General features: G+C 69.2%; 12 protein-coding genes, 3 pseudogenes and 1 riboswitch. All 15 genes and pseudogenes read right to left on the minus strand.

Features of this window, described 5'->3' with window-relative positions:
• Positions 1–47: 47 nt before the first annotated feature.
• Positions 48–1319, minus strand: a pseudogene (gene cobS / locus x551_RS28090) (adenosylcobinamide-GDP ribazoletransferase); the annotation flags it as partial.
• Positions 1316–2374 (minus strand): nicotinate-nucleotide--dimethylbenzimidazole phosphoribosyltransferase, encoded by a 1059-nt coding sequence (cobT, locus tag x551_RS03935; RefSeq protein ID WP_031943528.1) that lies wholly within the window; start codon positions 2372–2374, stop codon positions 1316–1318. The gene cobT and the pseudogene cobS, both read right to left, overlap by 4 nt.
• Positions 2371–3405, minus strand: a complete 1035-nt coding sequence (locus tag x551_RS03940; protein ID WP_031943527.1) for an aminotransferase class I/II-fold pyridoxal phosphate-dependent enzyme — start codon at positions 3403–3405, stop codon at positions 2371–2373. The genes cobT and x551_RS03940 overlap by 4 nt, the downstream gene beginning before the upstream one ends.
• Positions 3402–4334 (minus strand): adenosylcobinamide-phosphate synthase CbiB, encoded by a 933-nt coding sequence (cbiB, locus tag x551_RS03945; protein WP_031943526.1) that lies wholly within the window; start codon positions 4332–4334, stop codon positions 3402–3404. The genes x551_RS03940 and cbiB overlap by 4 nt, the downstream gene beginning before the upstream one ends.
• Positions 4310–4702 carry a DUF1636 domain-containing protein gene (locus tag x551_RS03950; RefSeq protein WP_031943525.1) on the minus strand — a complete coding sequence of 131 codons (393 nt, stop codon included), beginning with the start codon at positions 4700–4702 and terminating at the stop codon, positions 4310–4312. Before x551_RS03950 ends, cbiB begins: the two co-directional genes overlap by 25 nt.
• A gap of 52 nt (positions 4703–4754) precedes the next feature.
• A complete protein-coding gene (locus x551_RS03955) occupies positions 4755–5300 on the minus strand; it encodes a VWA domain-containing protein (protein ID WP_031943524.1) in 546 nt (181 codons plus the stop codon).
• 134 nt (positions 5301–5434) lie between these two features.
• Complete coding sequence (locus x551_RS03960) at positions 5435–6532, minus strand: ATP-binding protein (protein ID WP_031943523.1); 1098 nt, start codon at positions 6530–6532, stop codon at positions 5435–5437.
• A gap of 38 nt (positions 6533–6570) precedes the next feature.
• A pseudogene (gene cobN / locus x551_RS03965) lies at positions 6571–10430 on the minus strand (cobaltochelatase subunit CobN).
• A 42-nt stretch (positions 10431–10472) separates the two neighbouring features.
• The gene (gene cobW, locus x551_RS03970) at positions 10473–11534 is read right to left on the minus strand and encodes a cobalamin biosynthesis protein CobW (RefSeq protein ID WP_031943521.1); all 1062 of its coding nucleotides are present in this window, start codon (positions 11532–11534) and stop codon (positions 10473–10475) included.
• A 51-nt stretch (positions 11535–11585) separates the two neighbouring features.
• On the minus strand, positions 11586–12155 hold the full coding sequence (cobO, locus tag x551_RS03975) for a cob(I)yrinic acid a,c-diamide adenosyltransferase (RefSeq protein ID WP_036247622.1): 570 nt from the start codon (positions 12153–12155) through the stop codon (positions 11586–11588).
• Between the two features lie 33 nt (positions 12156–12188).
• Positions 12189–13511 carry a cobyrinate a,c-diamide synthase gene (locus x551_RS03980; protein ID WP_173402793.1) on the minus strand — a complete coding sequence of 441 codons (1323 nt, stop codon included), beginning with the start codon at positions 13509–13511 and terminating at the stop codon, positions 12189–12191.
• 52 nt (positions 13512–13563) lie between these two features.
• Entirely contained in the window at positions 13564–14373 is an 810-nt protein-coding gene (locus tag x551_RS03985; RefSeq protein ID WP_031943517.1) for a CbtA family protein, read from the minus strand.
• A gap of 12 nt (positions 14374–14385) precedes the next feature.
• On the minus strand, positions 14386–14574 hold the full coding sequence (locus x551_RS03990; RefSeq protein ID WP_031943516.1) for a CbtB domain-containing protein: 189 nt from the start codon (positions 14572–14574) through the stop codon (positions 14386–14388).
• A 132-nt stretch (positions 14575–14706) separates the two neighbouring features.
• Positions 14707–15255 (minus strand): bifunctional adenosylcobinamide kinase/adenosylcobinamide-phosphate guanylyltransferase, encoded by a 549-nt coding sequence (locus tag x551_RS03995; protein ID WP_031943515.1) that lies wholly within the window; start codon positions 15253–15255, stop codon positions 14707–14709.
• A 142-nt stretch (positions 15256–15397) separates the two neighbouring features.
• Positions 15398–15665, minus strand: a riboswitch (cobalamin riboswitch).
• A gap of 294 nt (positions 15666–15959) precedes the next feature.
• Positions 15960–18901 (minus strand): annotated as a pseudogene (locus x551_RS04000) (Tn3 family transposase).
• Positions 18902–19046: the final 145 nt, after the last annotated feature.

Consider the following 19046-nt stretch of genomic DNA (forward strand, 5'->3'; position numbering starts at 1 on the left):
ACGGGCAACGGCTGCGCGCAGGCCAGCCATCGCCGTGCCAGCATCCAACCGGCGTGCGCCACGATGACCACGGGTGCTGCGGGCGCTTGCCAGGCCGCCACGCGCGCAAACAGCTCGTGAAGGGTTTCACCGCCGCCGGGGCGGTGGTGTAGGAACTCTGCACACCAGGCATCGACCTCTTTCCTTGGGATCTGCGACCAGGGCAGGCCGTCCCAGCGGCCGAAGTCCATTTCGAGCAACGCGGGCAGCCGCTCGTGCCGCCAGCCCCAGCGCTGCAGCCATTGCCCGACGGCTGCGCAGCGGAGCAGCGGCGAGGTCAGCACCCGTCGCGGCAGGCCGCGTAGGCGTGCGGCGCGGCGGATGCGGTGCGCCAACCGCTTGGCACGCCGCCGGTCGATGCCGATGTCGGTGCGGCCGATACAGCGGCCCGCCGCTTCCTGTGCTCGCGGGTGTCGCCAGACCCACAACTGTCCGCCAGGCTCAAGCACGGGACCCCCGGTGAACGGCAACCAGGCGAGCCAGGTCAACAGGCCGACCAATTCGACGATCTGCTGCGTGGCGCCCAGCGTGTCGCCGGTGAAACCGCCCAGCCGGTGGTGCAGCCAGCGCGCGCAACACAGCGTGGCCGATGCGCATGCCGCCAGGGCAGACAGGGCCACCCAAAGCGCAGCCGTCCAGGAAGAAGCCTCGGTCCAGACCGTGACCCACACGGCTGCACCGCTGGCGACCCCGACCCAGACCAGCGCGAAGCCCAAGCCGCGGCCGCTCGCCCGCGTGGCCAATGGCTTGGCCTTCGCGTGCTCGGCATCGCCGGCATAGGGCAGACGCCACACCAGCCACACCGGGGCGGCGCGCGACACCGCGTGCGACCAGATCAAGGCCATGGCTGCCCATGCCAGGCCATCGGTCTGCGCGGCGCTCGCCAGGCCCGCCACCGCCGTCACCTTCAGCACCAGGGCCAGCACCAGCGCCACCGCACCGTAGCTGCCGATGCGCGAGTCCTTCATGATGGCAAGCGCGCGTTCGCGGCTCACCGCGCCACCCAGCGCATCGCAGGTGTCGGCCAGGCCGTCTTCGTGGAAAGCGCCGGTCAGCCATACCGTTGCCACCAGGCTGACGGTGGAGGCCACCAGTGGAGGCCACAGCAGCAGCGCGAACCAGAATATCGCCGCTGCCCAGGCCCCGACGCAGGCTCCGACCAGCGGAAAGTGGCGCAGGCAGGCCTGCAGCCAGGCGGGCTCGAAGCCCAGGCGGCGCGGCACCGGCACGCGCGTCAGGAACTGCAGCGCGATGAAGAACAGACGCAGCTCTTGTGTCATCGCGACGGGTCGGCGCCGGGTTCGGGATCGGACTGACGGCTCACGCCGGCCGACTCGAAGCTGGCCATCTCGCCCAGCAGCCGGCAAGCTGAATCGAGCAGCGGCCAGGCCAGCGCAGCGCCCGAACCCTCGCCCAGCCGCAGGCCCAGGGTCAACAGCGGTTGCGCCTCCAGGGCGCGAAGCATCAGCGCATGGCCGGCTTCGTCGGAGCAATGGGCGAAGACGCAGCGCGACAGCACCGTGGGCTGCAGGCGAGCCGCGATGAGAACGGCGCTGCTGGCGATGAATCCGTCGACGACGATCACCCGGCGCTCGAGCGCTGCCTGCAGCACCGCGCCGGACATCATCGCGATCTCGAAGCCGCCGAAGGCCGCCAGTGCGGCGAGCGGTGCGGTCGCTTGGGCGTGACGCGCCAACACGTCGCGCAGCACGCGCACCTTGCGCGCCAGGCCGGCATCGTCCAGCCCCGTGCCGCGGCCGACACACAGCTCGATGGACTGATCCGTTAGGCGCGCCAGCAGCAGCGCCGCGGCCGAAGTGTTGCCGATGCCCATCTCGCCAATGAGCAGCGCGTTGCCAGGCAGGGCCTGCACCACCTCGCGGCCGGCGGTGATGGCCGCAGCGCATTGCGCTTCGCTCATCGCCGGGCCGGCCAGCGCATCGGCGGTGCCGGGACCGATCTTGCGTTGCACCAGGCCGGGCCGGGGCGCGAAGTCGTGGCGCACGCCAGCGTCCACCACCGTCAGGGCCAGGCCATGCTGGCGTGCCAGCACGCTGACCGCCGCGCCACCGGCGAGGAAGTTCTCCACCATCTGCCAGGTCACGTCGCTCGGATAGGCCGAGACGCCTTGCGCTGCCAAGCCGTGGTCGGCCGCAAAGACCACGAGTTGGGGCTGATCCAGGCGTGGGCTGCTGGTACCAAGGATGCAGCCGATCTGGACGGCTAGCGTTTCGAGCCGGCCCAGGGAGCCCAGCGGTTTGGTCTTGCCATCGACACGGGCCTGCAGCGCGCTGCGCAGCGTTGCGTCGTCCAATTCAGGGATGTTGGGGATCATGGGTGCGCCGTTTCGACGGAAGTGGAGACAGGGTGGTGATCGGTGGCCAGCAGCCGCAAGGCGCTGTGCAGCGCTTCGAGCGCCTCCGGCGGCTGCGCCGAAACGCGCATCCAACCCGGCAGGCCAAACGAGGTGGTGTCCCGCACGGCCAGGCCGTGGCGCCGCAGGGCCGCGGGCTGAATCGCGGCCGGCCGGTGCGCGCAAAGAAACGGTGTCACGCTGGGCGCAGGTTGCAGGCCCAGGTCTGCCAGCCCGGCGCGCAGTGAGTCTGTCCAGGTGCGCAGTGTGATGCGCGCATCGGCCAGCCAGGCTTGGGTGGCCGGTTCGGTCCAGCATTCGAGCAAGCCGACGGCGTGGGCACCCAGCGGCCAGGAGGGTTCGGCGGCGTGCAGCGTATCGCACCAGGTTTGCAGTGGCCATGCTGCACCCGCCGGTGCGATGGCATAGGCACCGCGGACGCCCGGCAGGCCCAACGCCTTGTTCGGGCTGTAGAGCCGGAACACGGCATCCTCGGCGTCGCTAGCCCAGCGCGGCGCGCCACTGAGCCGGAGCGGCGCATACGCCGCGTCCAGCACCGTGGGCGTGGCCCCCGGGTCGTGCGGCGGCGCGGCGTCCTGGCCCAGCGGGCTGCCGGGATCGGCGCACCAGCGCAGCGTGGCGGTGGCGTCTTCGGTGCGCACCACGGCGCGGCCGCAGGCCTGTGCCGCCACCGCGTAGTCGCCATAGGCCAGCGCTGGCACGGCAACCGGCCCGGGTGCGAGCCGCTGGCCTACGGCCGTGATGCGCTGGATGAACTCGCTCGCGCTGGCCGCGAGCAGGATGCGTCGCTCGTCGACGCCATGCCACACCGCCAAGCGCTGGCGCAGCGCGTGGTAGCCGGGGTCGGGGTAGCGGGTGGCGTCAGCTCGGGCCAGCGCCTGCACGGCCTGCGGGCAGGGGCCTGCGGCGTTGACGTTGGTGGAGAAATCCCAGCGGACGGGGCCCTGGGCGTCGGGGCCGCCGTGCGGGCGGGCGATGGTGGCCGCCCTCACATCGATCTCCCTGCACAAGCCAGGACCGCTGCCGCCATCGCCAGCCATGCGGCCCGCGAGGCGATGCGCAGCGCTTTGGCCGTGTCGGCAGCCGACGGTGACGGCGACTGCCCGTTCAGTGCATAAACCCCTGGCTTGCGCAAACGCACACCCAGGCGCAGCGCCATCGCGCCCATCGGCCAGCCGCCATTCGGCGACGGCGTGCGCGCGGCTTCGATGCGCAACAGGGGCCAGTCCTGCAAGGCAGGCCACAGCAGCAGCGCGGTCAAGCGCGCCGGCAGCCAAGACAGCAGGTCGTCGGCCCGCGCCGCGAACTTGCCCGCCCATTCGTAGCGATCTCGGTAGCCCCACATCGCATCGGCGGTGTTGGCAAAGCGGTAGACCACCGCGCCGGGCAGGCCCGCGACCGCGAACCAGAACAGCGGTGCCACCACCGAATCGTTCAGATTCTCGGCCAGGGTCTCAATGGCCGTCTCGCGGATCTCGGCTTGGTTCATCGCGCTCACGTTGCGGCTGGCCAAGCGCGACACCCGTTCGCGGCCCGCTTCCAGCGACTGCGCCAGCGCGTGCTCGACCGCCTGAACCTCGTCGCGCAGCATGCGCCATGCGAAGCAGGGTTTGAGCGCCAGTGCGAGCAGCAAGGCGCCGGCTGCCCACGGCAAGGCGGGGACCGCGCTTTCGGCGCCGTGGGCCATGACAGCCAGCGCGGCGGCGATGACTCCCCATGCCAGCGCGCCGCCGATGAACGCCGGCACGCGGCGCCAAGCGCACAGCCGCTGACCGAGCGGCCCGAGCAGCCGGCCCAGCCAGGCAACAGGATGCAGGGCGTTGGGCGGTTCACCGACGGCCGCGTCCAGCGTCCAGGCGACCAGCAATGCGGCGGGCATCGTGCAGTCCACCGGGTTCAGGCCATCACTGCCGGCAGGCATGGCGGCAGCTTGGCAAGGATGCCGCTGCGAAGGCGTTCCGGGCGCTCGTTGCGGGGCAGCGCGCCGTCGGCGCTGTGCGCGTGCAGGCGCGCACAGGCCAGCACCTGCGCGGCAGTTTCTGCATCGGCGGCCAGATCGCCGAAGTAGTACGTGGGCTTGCCTGGGGCTTGCAGCGCAACCGTGCAGGATCGGGCGCAGCCGCTCATGCAGGCGATGCCGCGCACGTGCAGGCCGGCAGCCCGGCCTTCGGTTTGCAGGGCCTGGACGGCCTCGAGCAAGGCCTGGCCGGAGGGCGGCAGCTCGCGCGATGCGCCTGCGGGCCGACAGGTGGTGCAGACGATGATTTCGGTGACGGGTGCGGTGGGCATGGGGTACGGTGCTTCAGGGCTCAAGAGGGCTCTTCAGGGTTCCATTCAGGGCTCATTCAGGCCGGCTTGCCCGGCGGTGTTCCGCACCCCAGCGCATCGCCCAGGCGGCGCAGCGGCCGATGGCGCGCGCCGGTTCGTCGAAGTCGACGATGACGATGCGTTGCGCGGCCTGGGGTGCGGCCGGTTGTTCCAACGTGCGGCCATCGGTCAACAGCCACAGCCACGATTCGGCTGGGCCGTTGCGGCGCGCGGCGCGGCGCAGCACCTGCTCGGCCTGAGCCAATGCATGCGTCAGCGGTGTGCCACCACCGCCGCCCAGAGGCCGCACCTGCGCACCGCCGGCGGCACGCGCCCGGCCGGGTGGCAGCCGCAGTTCCACGCCCTGGCCCCCGAAGCACAGCAGTGCCACGTCGTCGCCGGCGCGCGCCGCCTGCTCGATCAGCCACGTGGCATGCCCCTTGGCCAGCGCCAGCCGCCCGCGCTGGCGCATCGAGCCCGAGGTGTCGAGCACGATGAGGTGCAAGCGGGCCGGTTGCGCGACCCGCAGCGTGTGGCGCAGGTGCGCCCGTTGCAGCGGCTGCGGGCCCTTGGCGAGCAAGCTGGGTAGCCAGGCGATCGCGGCACATGTTTGCCTCGCGACGTGGCGCGTTGGGGCTGCCGGCCGCAGATGAGGAGGCGGGGCGGGCCACCGCAGACCGCCTTGCCCTGGGCGCGGGTGGCGGCTGCGGTGGCTCAGGCTTTTTTTTCATGCCAGCCTCCCAGAGACAGCACGCGCGTGGTGGCTTCGGGGCGCGGCGGCAGCGCGCCCCAATCTCCCTCCGGTGCCGGGTTGGCCGGTGGGTCGCGATGTAGGCGGTCGGCACGCTGATTCGCTGCCATCGGTGGCGCTGGATGCCGGTCCGCTTGCGGCTTCGGCGCAGAGGCGCCCGTGCCCTCCGTCCGGCGGTGCGCCAGAGCCAGTTCCGCCACCGCATCCACATCGGCCGGCGTCACCTCGGTGCGGCCCTCGAAGGCCGCCAGCGCACGCGCCGCGCGCAGCATCACCAGATCGGCCCGCATGCCGTCCACGCCCGCGGCCAGCGCGCAGCTTGCGGCACGGTGCAGCACCGCATCGGGCCAGGTCAAACGCGGCAGCGCCGCACGCGCGGCGGAAATGGCATCGGCCAGACGGGCTTGCTCGCCAGCATGCTGTTCCGCCGCCGCGAGCGGGTGCTCATCGAAGCCCAGGCGGGCACGCAGAATCGCCGTGCGCTGCTCGGCGTTGGCCGGGTTGACCAGCGCCACCGACAGGCCGAAGCGGTCCAGCAGCTGCGGGCGCAGGTCGCCTTCTTCAGGGTTCATCGTGCCCACCAGCACGAAGCGTGCGGCATGCTGCTGCGAGATGCCGTCGCGCTCGACGGTGTTGACGCCGCTGGCGGCCACGTCGAGCAGCGCATCGACCAGCGCATCGGGCAGCAAGTTGACTTCATCGACATACAGCACGCCGTGGTGGGCGCGCGCCAGCAGGCCGGGTGCGAGGCGCAGCCGGCCGTCGCGCAGCACGTCTTCCACGTTCAGCGTGCCCACCAGTTGCTCCACGCTTGCAGCCAGCGGCAGCGTGATGAAGGGTGCGGGAAGTGACGGGGACACCGACGGCAGCAGCGCTGCCAGCGCCCGTGCGGCAGTGGACTTGGCGGTGCCGCGCGGGCCGCTGATAAGCACGCCGGCGATGCCCGGGTCGATGGCCGCGAGCAGCAGCGCTCGTTGCAGCTCAGGCTGACCAATCAGCGCGCTGAAGGGGAAGGCCGCTTGGGTGGCGGCCTCGATGGTCACGGTGGATGTGCCGGACATGGATGCAGCAGTCGATGCGGGTGTCATGCCGGGAGTCATCAGAGAGGCCCTTCGCCGTGTTCTTCGAGCCGGCGTTCCAGCGCCAGCAGGTGGTGTTCGATGCGCTCGCGATGATCGCCAGGCGCTTGCCACAGCCCGCGCTGCATCGCATCCAGCAGCCTCTCGCCGATGCCGCGCAGCGCCAGTGGGTTGTGCTGCTGTAGGAACTCGCGCGTAGCGTCGTCGTGCAGGTAGGCGTCGGCCACCAGCGCGTACTGGTGGTCGCCCACCACGCCGGTGGTGGCGCCGTAGGCGAACAGGTTGTCCACCGTGGTGGCGATCTCGGACGCGCCCTTGTAGCCGTGACGGCGCACGCCATCTAGCCACTTGGGGTTGACGGCGCGCGCGCGCACCACACGCGCGACCTCCTCGCGCAGCGTGCGGATGCGCGGCGACCCCGGCACGCTGAAATCGCCGTGGTACAGCGCCGCCGGAGCGCCAGCCAAGTGCTGCACTGCCGCTGCCATGCCGCCCTGGAACTGGGCGTGGTCGGCAGCGTCGAGCACGTCGTGCTCGCGGTTGTCCTGGTTGTGCAGCACCGCGTCGAGCCGTGCCAGCCGCTGCTCGAAGGGCTGACGCGCGGCAGCGCCGTGCCCGCCCTGCCCGTAGGCGAAGGCACCGGCCTGCAGGTAGGCCTGAGCGATGTCGGTGCCGTCTTGCCACCGCCCGCTGTTCAAGACCTCCTGCACGCCCACGCCGTAGCCGCCCGGGCGTGGGCCGAAGACGCGCCAGGTGGCCTGGCGTTGCGCGTCGTCCTCGCTCCGGCCGGCAGCCCGCGCCTCGGCGGCTTCGCGCTGCACGCGGGCGCGGATCGGGTTCACGTCGTCAGGCTCGTCGGCCTCGCTGATGGCGGCCACGGCGCGCACGGCGGTGTCGAACAAGTCGATCACGTTCGGGAAGGCGTCGCGGAAAAAACCCGACACGCGCAAGGTCACGTCCACCCGGGGCCGGTTGCGGATAGCCATCGGCAGCACCTCGATGTCGATCACCCGCGCACTGCCGTCGGCCCACTTCGGCCGCACGCCGAGCAGCGCGAACGCCTGCGCCACGTCTTCACCCCCGGTACGCATGGTGCTCGTGCCCCAGACCGACAAGCCCACCGCGCCAGGCATCTCGCCATGGTCCTGCAGGTGGCGTTCGATCACCCGTTCGGCGGCGGCCGCGCCCATTGCGTAGGCAGTAGGGGTGGGCACGGCGCGGGTGTCCACCGAGTAGAAATTGCGCCCGGTGGGCAGCACGTCGGGCCGGCCGCGCGACGGCGCGCCGCTGGGGCCGGGTGGCACGAAACGGCCGGCCAGGCCGCGCAGCAGTTGCGCCATCTCCTGCGGGCCGCAGGCGTCGAGCCGTGGGCGTAGCACCTCGCGCAGCCGTTGCAGTACCGGCGCGGTGTGGGGCCAACCCGTGTCGTCGAATGCCTCGGGCACAGCGCCGGCGCTCGCTTGATCCGCCAATACGTGATCTGCCACCACGTGCTCCGCCACCATGCCCGCGGCCAGCAATTCCAGCCGCTCACGTGTGTGGCCGGCGTGGCGCCACGCCTCGGGGCTGAGCTCCTGCAGAAGGTGCGGACGCGGGCCGCTCCACGGCGCGGCCCAGTCGGGGCTGAGTGCGTTGAAGCCGTCCACGCCCTCGATCTGCAGGTCTTGCGCCAGCGCCACCAGCAGGCTCTGCTGGCCTGCCGCTTTGCCTCCGGAAAACGCGCCAGCGCGATCAGCGTGTCGACGCGCTGGCGTCCCTGCGGCGAGCTGCCGAGGGTGTGCAACCCGTCGCGGATCTGTGATTCCTTGATCTCGCACAGGTAGGCGTCCAGGCGCTCGAGCAAGCCTTCACGCGCTGTGTCATCGGCGGGCCGCGTGACACCCAGTTCTTCGTGCAGGCCTTCGCGCAGAACCCGGTCGAGCATGTCTTCACGCAGCCGCCGTGCGCGCCGCGGGTCGAGCGACAGGGCCTCGTAATACTCGTCCATCTGCCGCTCGAGCTGTTGCAGCGGGCCGTAGGTTTCGGCGCGCGTCATCGCCGGCATCAGGTGGTCGATGATGACGGCCTGGGTGCGCCGCTTGGCCTGGCTGCCTTCGCCGGGGTCGTTGACGATGAAGGGGTAGAGGTGCGGCAGCGGGCCGAGGATGGCATCAGGCCAGCAGGCCGCACTCAGTGCAACGCTCTTGCCCGGCAGCCATTCGAGGTTGCCATGCGTGCCCACGTGAACCACCGCATCCACCTGGAAGGCGCGGCGCAGCCAGAAGTAGAAGGCCAGGTAGTGGTGCGGCGGCACCAGATCGGCGTCGTGGTAAGTCGCCGCCAGGTCCATGTCGCGCCCGCGGGCCGGCTGTATGCCAACAAAGACGTGGCCGAAGCGCAGCCCGGCAATCATGAAGCGGCCGCTGCGCAACGTTGGATCGTGCTCGGGCGCGCCCCAGCGCGCGATGACGGCGGCGCGGCTGTCGGTGGGAAGCCGATCGAAGTCTTCCAGGTAGTCGGGCAGGGAGAAGCTCTGCGCGGCCGGGCGTGCGTCGTTGGCGCTGTGGTCGTTGGTGATGCCGCGCAGCAGCGCGGCGATCAGGGCATCGCCGCTGTCAGGCAGATCGCCACAGGCGTAGCCGGCAGCCTGCAAGGCCCGAAGAACGGCTACGGTGGAAGCCGGTGTGTCCAGCCCCACGCCGTTGGCGATGCGCGAATCGTCGATGGGGTAATTGGCAAGGATCAGCGCGATGCGCTTGTCGGCATTGGGCTTGTCGCGCAGCACGCACCAGCGGCGCGCGAGTTCGGCCACGAAGGCCATGCGCTCGGGCTCCGCTTCGTAGCGGATCACGTCGAGCTGGGTGTGCTCGCAGCGCCAGGCCAGCCCCTTGAAGCTGATTGCGCGAGTGAGGATGCGGCCATCGACCTCGGGCAGCACCACCTGCATCGCCAAGTCGCGCGGCGCCAGGCCGTGCGGGTCGGCCAGCCACTGCGCTTGCGAGCAGCCGGCGGTGATGAGTTGGAGCACAGGTGCGTCACCGGCCAACGCGGCGGATGAAGTGTCGCCGTCGCCATGGGTGCCGCCATCGATAGCCGCCACGGCGAAGTTCGTCGCGTTCAGCACGATGGCCACGCGGTGCTCAGCCACCAGGGCTTGCACTGCCGCATGGCTGTCCGGGTTCTTGAGTGAATCCACTGCGAGCGCCAGCGCGTTCAGGCCGGCGGAGGCCAGCGCACGCAGCATCGCATCGAACACCGCCGTGTTGCCGGCTTGCAAATGCGCGCGGTAGAACAGCAGCAGTGCCACCGGCGCACCGGATGTCCACGCGGACCGGCTGGCAGCATCTTGCGGTCGATAGTGCACCGCCGAAGGCAAGGGGACCGGTAGCGGCGGCCGGCCGCCCAGGCCGAACGCGGCATGGCCGATGAGCGAGAAGAAGGCCTGCGCGTTGTCGCGCCCGCCTTCGCGCAGGCAGCGCCACAAATGCCGGCAATCGTCTTGCGGTGCGGAGCTACGCAGCAGCAGCTGCGTGTCTTCGAAGGCATCGCCCGAGAACATCGCCAACCACAAGCCGCGCTCGCGTGCCAGCGAGGTCGCGCGCTCCACCACGTAGGCCCAGTCGCTCGGGCTGCCCAAGTGATCGATTACCAGCACGCGGGCATGGCGCAGCACATCATCGACGTACAGGTCCACCGAGGCCGGCTGGCGCAGCCACATCAGGTTGGCCAGGCGCACGCTGGGGTAGTCGGGGCCGAGCTGCGCCGCGACGTCGGCCAGCAGCGACAGGGTGGTGTCGGCGGCGCTCAGCACCACCACCGAGCCGGGCGTCTGCGCCACCCGCACCACGCCCTGGCCACCGTCTTCAATGTGGCCGCCGGGGCGGGTAGACAGCAGGTGCATGGGCTGCTTAAAGTGGCTTCGATGGCTTCGGGGTTGGGTGCGTCAGGCTGCAGCGGTCGCCGCCAACTCACCGTCCAGTTCGGCCTGCAAGACCGCCGCATCCAGCTCGGCACCGATCAAGACTAGGCGCGACTGCCGGGTTTCGTCGACGCGCCAGGGCCGATCGAAATAACTGTCGAAGCGCGAGCCCACGCCTTGCACCACCAGCCGCATTGCAGCGCCGGGCAGCGCGACGAAGCCCTTGGCGCGGTAGATCTCGTGGCGCTCGACCAGGCTGCGCAAGGCGACCAGCAGGCGTTCACGGTCGGGGACTTGCAAGCTCACCGAGACCGAGTCGAAGGCGTCGTGGTCGTGGTCCTCCTCCTCGTCGTGGTGGGTCTTGCGCTGGTCGATCGCATCTTCCACCGCGCGCTCCAGGCCCAGCAGCACACCCAGGTCGATGCGACCGTGCTGTGCATGCACCAGCTTCACGCCGGGCGCGGTTTCGATGCGGATGGTGGCTTCGACGCCGGCCAGGGCGGCGGCGTCCAGGCCGTCCGTCTTGTGCACCACGACCAGGTCGGCGGTGGCGAGCTGGTCTTCGAACAGTTCGGCCAGCGGCGAGTCGTGGTCGAGGTTGCCGTCGGCACGGCGCTGGGCATCCACCGCCACCGGGTCGTCGGCAAAGCGGCCAGCGGCCACGGCGGGCGCATCCACCACCGTGATCACTGCATCGACCGTGAAGGCGTTGCGCAGCGCCGGCCACTGGAAGGCCTGCACCAGCGGCTTGGGCAAGGCCAGGCCCGAGGTCTCGATGACGAGGTGGTCGATCTGCTCGCGCCGCGCGGCCAGTTGTTCCATCACCGGCGCAAATTCTTCCTGCACGGTGCAGCACAGGCAGCCGTTGGCCAGCTCGAACAACTGCCCGTTGGGCGCGCCGGCCTCGTCGCAGCCGATGCCGCAGCCGCGCAGCAGTTCACCGTCGATTCCGAGCTCACCGAACTCGTTGACGATGACGGCGATGCGTCGGCCCTGGGCGTTTTGAAGCAGGTGGCGCAGCAGGGTGGTCTTGCCGCTGCCGAGGAAGCCAGTGACGATGGTGGCGGGGATCTTGCGGGTCTGCATGGTGCGGTTCCTGGAGGTGTTGGTTGGGTGCGGGTCGTGGTGGTGAGGCGATCAGTCCTCGATGCCACGCTGCGCCGGCACGCCGGCTTTGAAGTGGTGCTTGATGAGCGTCATCTCGGTCACCGTGTCGGCCAGGGCGATCAGCTCGTCCGGCGCGTTGCGGCCGGTGAGGACCACATGCACGTGCGGCGGTCGCTCGCGCAGGCAGGCCAGCACAGGCTCGAGCGGCATCCAGCCATAGCGCAGCGGGTACATGATCTCGTCGAGCACCACCATGAAGTGCTCGCCCGCGCGCACCGTGGCCTCGGCCCGGGCCCAGCCGGCGCGGGCCAGCTCGGCCGAATGCTCGAGGTCGCGGCTCTTCCAGCTGAAGCCGTCGCCCAGGCCTTCTATGGGCATGCCCAGTTGCTCGAACAAGCGGTGCTCGCCGAAGCGCGCCGAGGGCACTTTCATGAACTGATAGACCTTCACCGTTTTACCTCGACCGAAGGCGCGCAAAGCCAGGCCGAACGCGGCCGTGCTCTTGCCCTTGCCGGTGCCGGTGTGAACGATGACCAGGCCACGCCGCTCGCCTTGTGGCTTGGGCGTGTCACGCAGCAGAGGTGGGGCTTCGATGTCCATGGTTGCGGGGCGAGTTGCGGCAGCGGCCGGCGATTAGGGTTTGAACAACGCAGCGACGGCCGCCGGATTGCTCGGGAAATACAGGTGCATGAACGACGCGAACAGCCGCCCTTTGCGGAACACCGGTTCAGGCTGGCCGTGGTGCCGCTGGGCCTGCGTGTGCAGCGCGGCAGGCAAGCGCACGTCGATGCGCGCGTGGTGGAAGGTGTGCCCACGCACCTCGCCTTCGGGCAGCGCCAGGCTGTGCATACCGAGGTTGACGAGGCGGTCCGCCATTGCCCCTTGGCCGGGCAGCAAGCCCAGCATCGGCGCTCTGTGGCCAGCGGCGTCGGTGAGCGACTCCAGCAGCGCCAACATGCCGCCGCACTCGGCCACCAGCGGCCGACCGGCCGCGTGGTGGGCGCAGATGGATTCGCGAGATGCGGTGTTGCCCGCCAGCGCTGGCAGGTGCAGTTCGGGGTAACCGCCGGGCAGGTACAGCGCATGGGCCCCGGCCGGCACCGGCTGGTTGGCCAGCGGAGAGAAGAAGCACAGCTCGGCACCCAGGGCACGCAGCGTGTCGAGGTTGGAGCGGTAGAGGAACGAGAAGGCCGCGTCCCGGGCAATGGCGATGGTGACTCCGGCCAACGTGGACGGCAGTGCTGCCGATGCCGAGGTTGGAGGCGCGTCGAAGTCCACGGCCGGCGGCATCGGCAGCGCGCCGCTGTCGCCCAGCGCCTGGGCGGCGGCCGCGATGCGCTGGGCCATGTCGCCCACCTCGCCAGCCTGAACCAGACCCAAGTGGCGCGATGGCAGCGCGTAGTGCTCGCCGCGGGGCAGCGCGCCGTACCAGGCAATGCCGGCAGGCAGGCTCTCGTGCAGCATCTGCGCGTGTCCGGCGCTGCCCACGCGATTGGCCAGCACGCCGGTCAGCCGCAAGCCCGGGCGGTAGGTGGCCAGCCCGTGGGCTACGGCGCCGAAGGTTTGCGCCATCGCCGAGGCATCGATCACCGCCAGCACTGGCAACCCGAAGTGCAGGGCCAGATCGGCACTCGACGGCGTGCCATCGTGCAGACCCATGACGCCTTCGACCAGGATCAGGTCAGCCTGCGCCGCCGCGCTGTGCAGCAGCCCGGCGCAGTGCGCGGCGCCGCCCATCCACAGGTCGAGTTGCTGCACCGGCGCGCCGCTGGCGCATTCCAGCACCATCGGATCCAGGAAGTCGGGACCTGTCTTGAAGACGCGCACGCGCCGGCCCTGGCTGCGGTGCGAGTGCGCCAACGCGGCGGTGACGGTGGTCTTGCCCTGGCCCGAAGCCGGGGCCGTGACCAGCAAGGCCGGGCATGGACGCGCCTCCAGGCAGGGGGAAACAATCATGGTCGAGAAGCCAACAGACAAGCTCGGTCCCTTGACATGATCTTTCCGGGGGTCACCGCGCTGCTTCAGCCGCGCTGGCCGATGCCGGGTTCGATGCGCCCAATACAACAAGCAAGTGCGGCTTCAACCAGCGCGCGAACAGCGGGCCCGCGACTGCGGCCATCGTGAACCAGAACGACAGCGAGGCCCAGGTGGTGGCCCAGATGAAGTCATGCCCCAGCTTCAGCAGGCTGGCATGCGCTTCGCCGCTGTAGCCGGCGAGCGCGTCGCCTTCGAGTTCGGGCGCTCCGACGACGAAGGGCACGGCCAGCAGCACCGCAGCGACCGGCCAGCGCCAGCGAGACGATGCGAAGCCGAGCGTCGCGAACGCAGAGGCCGAACACACCACTGCCAACAGCCACCAGGCCTGACGCGCGTGCAGCGGCGCGACCTCCATGCCCGGCACTTCGGCCGGCAAGCCGAGCGAGGGCCACAGATGCAGGCTCAGCCAACCGGCCGCGGATACCACCGCCGCGACCCGCAGTGCCGGAGTGGCGTTGCCACGCTTCCAGACCCACAGCGCCATCACCACGAATACCAGCAGCGCCAGGCTGAAGGCGTGCAGCACATTCGCCACCCACGTCCAGGTGCTGCGCTCGGTGCCAGCAGCGGGCTCCCAGGCAGCGTCATCGTGATGGTGTTCATTCTCGGCAGCGGCAGCATGTTCGTGCGCCACCGCCGCCACCGGCGCGGCTTTTTGGTCTTCGAACACCTCGGCGGCCAGGATGAGGGGCACCGCCTGCCAGCGCTGCACCGCGAACTGCACGCTGCCGACGAACAGGGCTGCGACTAGCGCACACCAGATCAAACGTTGGAACAACATGGCAGTCTCCTGTCAGTGGCAGGGTTTGACGGTGATGTGGCGCACGTCGTGCGCAGCGTTGTGCGCCAGCGGACTGTCGGCAAACGCGACGCCGTACAGCACCGCCATGCCGAGTGCCCCGGCAGCAGCGAGTTGGCGCAACACACCGCGCACCGCGGTGTGGGTGGGCGTTGAAGCGGGAACGTAGGTCGGCATGTTCATGAATGGTTCCTTGGGTGAGTGGGCTGGCGGGCTATTGCGACCGTGGCACTGCGCCCCTGGGCGCCCCGGTGTTTGTGTGTTTCGACCCGCAGGCGGGTAGCAGCGCGCAGCAACGCAAAGCGTTGGTCGCGGTCATTCCTTCACCTTCATCTCGATGCCGGCCACCATCAGCGTGACGCGCTCGCAGAAGGTGGCCACGAGCTGGTGCAGTGTGCCCAGCGCATCAAGATAGCGGCGCACCTCACTGCCCAGCGGTGCCACGCCCATGCCGATCTCGTTGGACACCAGTACCACAGGCCCCATTGCATTGCGCAGGGCATCGCACAGGTCCGCCTGCTGCTGAAGCCAGGTCGGCTCATCCAGCCGCGGCCCCACCATCGGCATCAATCGCTGCGTCAACCACACGGTCAGGCAGTCGACGATCACGAGCCTCTGGGGTGCGCACCACTCGCGCAACGCAGCCGGCAGATCGTCTGACACTTCCAGGGTCTGCAGATCCGGGACGTGCAACGCGCGCTGCTCACGGTGACGCGCGATGCGTTCGCGCATCTCGTCGTCACCGGGCGTTGCCGTCGCGATCAACAGCGCGCGTTGCCCGGAAACTTGCAGCCAGTCTTTCGCGCGCAACTCCGCACAACGAGACTTGCCGCTCTTGCCGCCGCCGAGGATCAGCTCGTGCATGTGCAGGCCTCAACGCCCACAGCAGCGCAGCATGACGAAGGCCGAATGCGACCTGAAGAGAATACGAGCCATGATGGAACCGCCGTGCCAACCGTGCTCGCCCGCTTCCCCGCGGGCACGCACCTCAAGGTGCGCCGTCTACACGGCGCACCGCCTCGTTGGCCGGTATCCGGGCTGGCGGAGACGACTCGTGTTCCCTTCCCAGGCGACACCGCTTTCGCAGCGCGCACCCAGTGGGTTGTAGACACGAGCGGTGAGCACAAGGCTCACGTCCGCTTACCGTTGCGGGGGCAGCTCAGGTTGGGGCGGTGCCGCAGATCCGCTTTGAACTACGGCGCTGCCCTTCCTGATTCCCGTTGAACTGCTTTGGCTGGAAAGCCAAAGCGAGCACCAACGCCTTCATGATAGCGGAAGGCCTTTAGTCGTGACCGCGGTCGGTAGCTGGATCCTCACGCAATCTTATCGACGATGTGTCTCGAGTCCCCATGGATGCGCATCTACTTGGTGGCGCATTACACCAAGGCTTTCGGCACACGGCGCCTTCTGAGTCCACTTCCGGGCGCTTCTTTGAATGCTTTGGATTACAGCTCGGGGTCGTCAGCTGCACAAAGCGCGGCCCCAGCCGACGGGTCAGCGCATCGCCCCTTTGCCGACGTTCCACGTCCGCAGCCGGTTCCGGTTCGGTCCACCAGCGGGGTCACGCTTCATCGGTCAGGCTGGGCTGCCACCCTGCCGGCAGCGCGCTCGACCAGCACGTCCGCATACCTCTCGAGGTTGAACCTGAACGTGCCGCGGAAGTTGATGTGCGAGAAGTGCGCCGGCCCGATTCGCCGCAACCAGTCCTCCTCGATCCCGACGCCATCACCTTTGAGGCGGGCCACGACGCCGTCCATGCGGTTCGTGTTCCAGGCCAGCACGATGTTGGTCAGCAGCGCATGAGCGCCTGAGATGGCCACCATCTCCTGCCGCCGCCGGCCTCGGTCATGCGCCACGTGTCCGCCGTGGATCGCTCGTTGCAACTGGTGCACCGATTCGCCTCGGTTGAGCAGCGTGTGAATCTCGCGCCGATAGTCCGGGATGGCCAGGTAGTCGCACAAGAACAGCGTTCGCAGCAAGCGCCCCAGGTGTTCCGCGGCGCGATGCAGCGGATCGCCGACGGCGGCCGAGCCCAGGCCGTGGATGGCATGCGCCGCAGAAACCTTGCCGGCCCGAATGGAGGCGACCAGGCGCACCAGGTCGTCCCATCCACGCTCGATCGCCTTGACCGATATCCTGCGCACGGTGACGACTTCCAGGCTCTCCGGCACCGGCCACCCCCTGGGCACGAACAGCTTGCGCTCCCTCAGGTCCTGCAGACGCGGGCACAGGTCGAAACCCAGCAGCTTGGCGATCGCCATGGCCACGTTCGTGACGCCATGCGTATCCACGGCCAGCAACGAGATGCGGATGCGGTCCTCGGCGCGGTTGTGCTGCTCGACACCCTCGACGGCCACGCCGGCCTGTCGTTCGTTCAGCACAATGGGCTGGTCGTAGAACAAACCCCAGCGGTCGCGAACGTGCGTGTACATGCCGGCGGCATACGTGCGCCGCCGCGGGTCCACCCGTGCTGTCCACAAGTGCCGGCTGGCGTCCAAGGCCATCATGTCGGCCGAACCCTTGCTGCCGTCACCCCACAAAGCGGCGATCGGCACGGCGTTCTGGTACTCCGAGACACGTTCGTTGGCCCGGCGCAGCCTGCCGCTGAACTCAATGGCCCGCATCGCCGTGGCGATGTGCGCCGCGTCGATGCCCGGGATCATCGAGCCCACGCCCTTGGCGTCGATGTCGGTGCCGTGGGCAAGGAGGGCGCCATAAGCGGCCAACAGCTCGTTGCTTGACGAGGGTCGGCGGGCCAGCAACGCCTCGCTGAAATGCGTCGCCGCGTCGACCTCCATCAGTAGGTCTGGAAGCTGCACCTGGCCAATGTGTTTGAAGACGGCCTCCCTTGTCTTTCGCGGCTCGACCTCTTCGTCCAGCGGACGAATCGGCGGCAGGTGCAGCAGCTTGTCGGCGCCGATCTCCACGTGTCCCTGATCGGCGGCCTCGGCCAGCGCCGACAGGCCCACGGACATGCCGGCCAGGATAGGCTCCAGAAACGCCATCGCCTGCACCGGCAGGCCGAGGATCTGATGGTGTTGTTCCCTGGTGCTTGTCCAGTCTTTGTCCGCCAGGAGCATCGATTCGCGGGCGCGGAAGGTGATCGAATGGTTCACCCAGGCGCTGCCACGGCGCAGGCTCTTGCGCAGGGCCATCATCGTGCTGGCCTCGAATGCGCGGTAGCGGGATTGTGGATCCAGGTCGCTGACGATTGCGCTCCAGGCCGCACCCACCGGTGGCAGCTCGAAATCCGGTGGGACCTCTTTGGTGTTCAGCGCCTGCAACATCGACCAAGCTTGCCACTGTTCGTAGCCGGTGTCCCCGGGCGTCCCAGCAAAGTCAATGTCGCGCAGACCCGCCAGGTGGGCGTGAACGCGGCGGCTGTCTTCTGCCAGCGCCCTGCGCACCTGCGAGGCAAAGGTGGCCATGGATACGTCGCCGATGTCGTCCAACATGGCGCGCGCCTCCAGCACGCGGTCGCGCCAGGTCTTCGTCTCGTCGTGAAGTACCGACTTCGCCTTGATGGCCTGCTGCAAGGTCGCGCCGCTGCTGCGGGATCGTCCCGTTTGGACCCGTTCGGCCGCGCGGCGAAATAGATCCTGGCTGCGGCGCGATGCCTGCATCAGCGCCGCGTCGGTCAACTCCAAAAGTGTGACGCGCAGGAAGCAAGCGATCTCCACGGTCTGTCGCTGCTGTTCGATGCGCGCGGTCATCGACGGCCGCCGCATCTGTACGTGAGCGGCGTAGGCCTGCTGCTTGCTCAGCGCAATGGGGTCCAGCGCCCAGTTGTGCGCACCGAGCTCCTTCAATGCGCGAACCTTCTCCAGTGTCTCTACCATCGTGCTGGGGCGTGACGCTTGGGCGGTGTCTTGAGCCATTCAAGGTGGCTGCCCATCAACCCACCAGCCTGGGGCGAGTAGGCCCAGTCGATGGCCCTGCGCAGGGCCGCCTTGCCGATCGCCGCCTCGATCGTTGCGGCCATGGCCGCCTCCGTGGTGTCGAACGCCCTGCGCGCCCAATCCGCCAAGCGTCGAGGACCGGGGATCACGATTCGGCGGTCGTACAACCACAGGCGCGCGGTTTCGGCCAGGTCGTCGGGATGGGCGGCTTCGAGCGCGGCAATTGTGAGGACTTGTTCAAGCTGTTCGACCTGAGCGTCGTCGAGGTCCTGCAGGCCCAGGTAAGCGCGCGCCCAGGCCTGATGCTCGTACAGGGTCTGGCGACGTTCGTACAGGGACCTCAGGCTCGCGATGCTCACTGCCGGAGTTGCAAGTGCCTCGCAAACGGACCGCAGCAGCATCTTTGGAACGGACGCGAATCTGTCCATTGGGCGGCCACTCGCCCGCAAGAAGAGCATCTGGATTGCAGCCGCGACGCGGCGGTCGTGGCGGAACCGCTCGGAGATCGCGGCGATGTCGTCCTTGCTCAGGCAAAAGGCTTGTCGGACGTCGAACTCGGACAGCCTGGTCGGCAGGCGCTCCACGCCGATGAAGCGTTTTGCGTACGACACGGCGGGATGCTCCAGGGAGTCGAAACCGCAAATCTACCTGGGTGCCGTCATTTGAGAACCCCTAGCTGCTCAGGCCCGGTTTAGGCTCGAGAGGCGCCCGGCGACGGGGGACCGTGTCAATTTGCTGGAAAGATACGATTACCCC

The sequence above is a fragment of the Methylibium sp. T29 genome, from assembly GCF_000576205.1.
GTDB lineage: Bacteria > Pseudomonadota > Gammaproteobacteria > Burkholderiales > Burkholderiaceae_C > Methylibium > Methylibium petroleiphilum.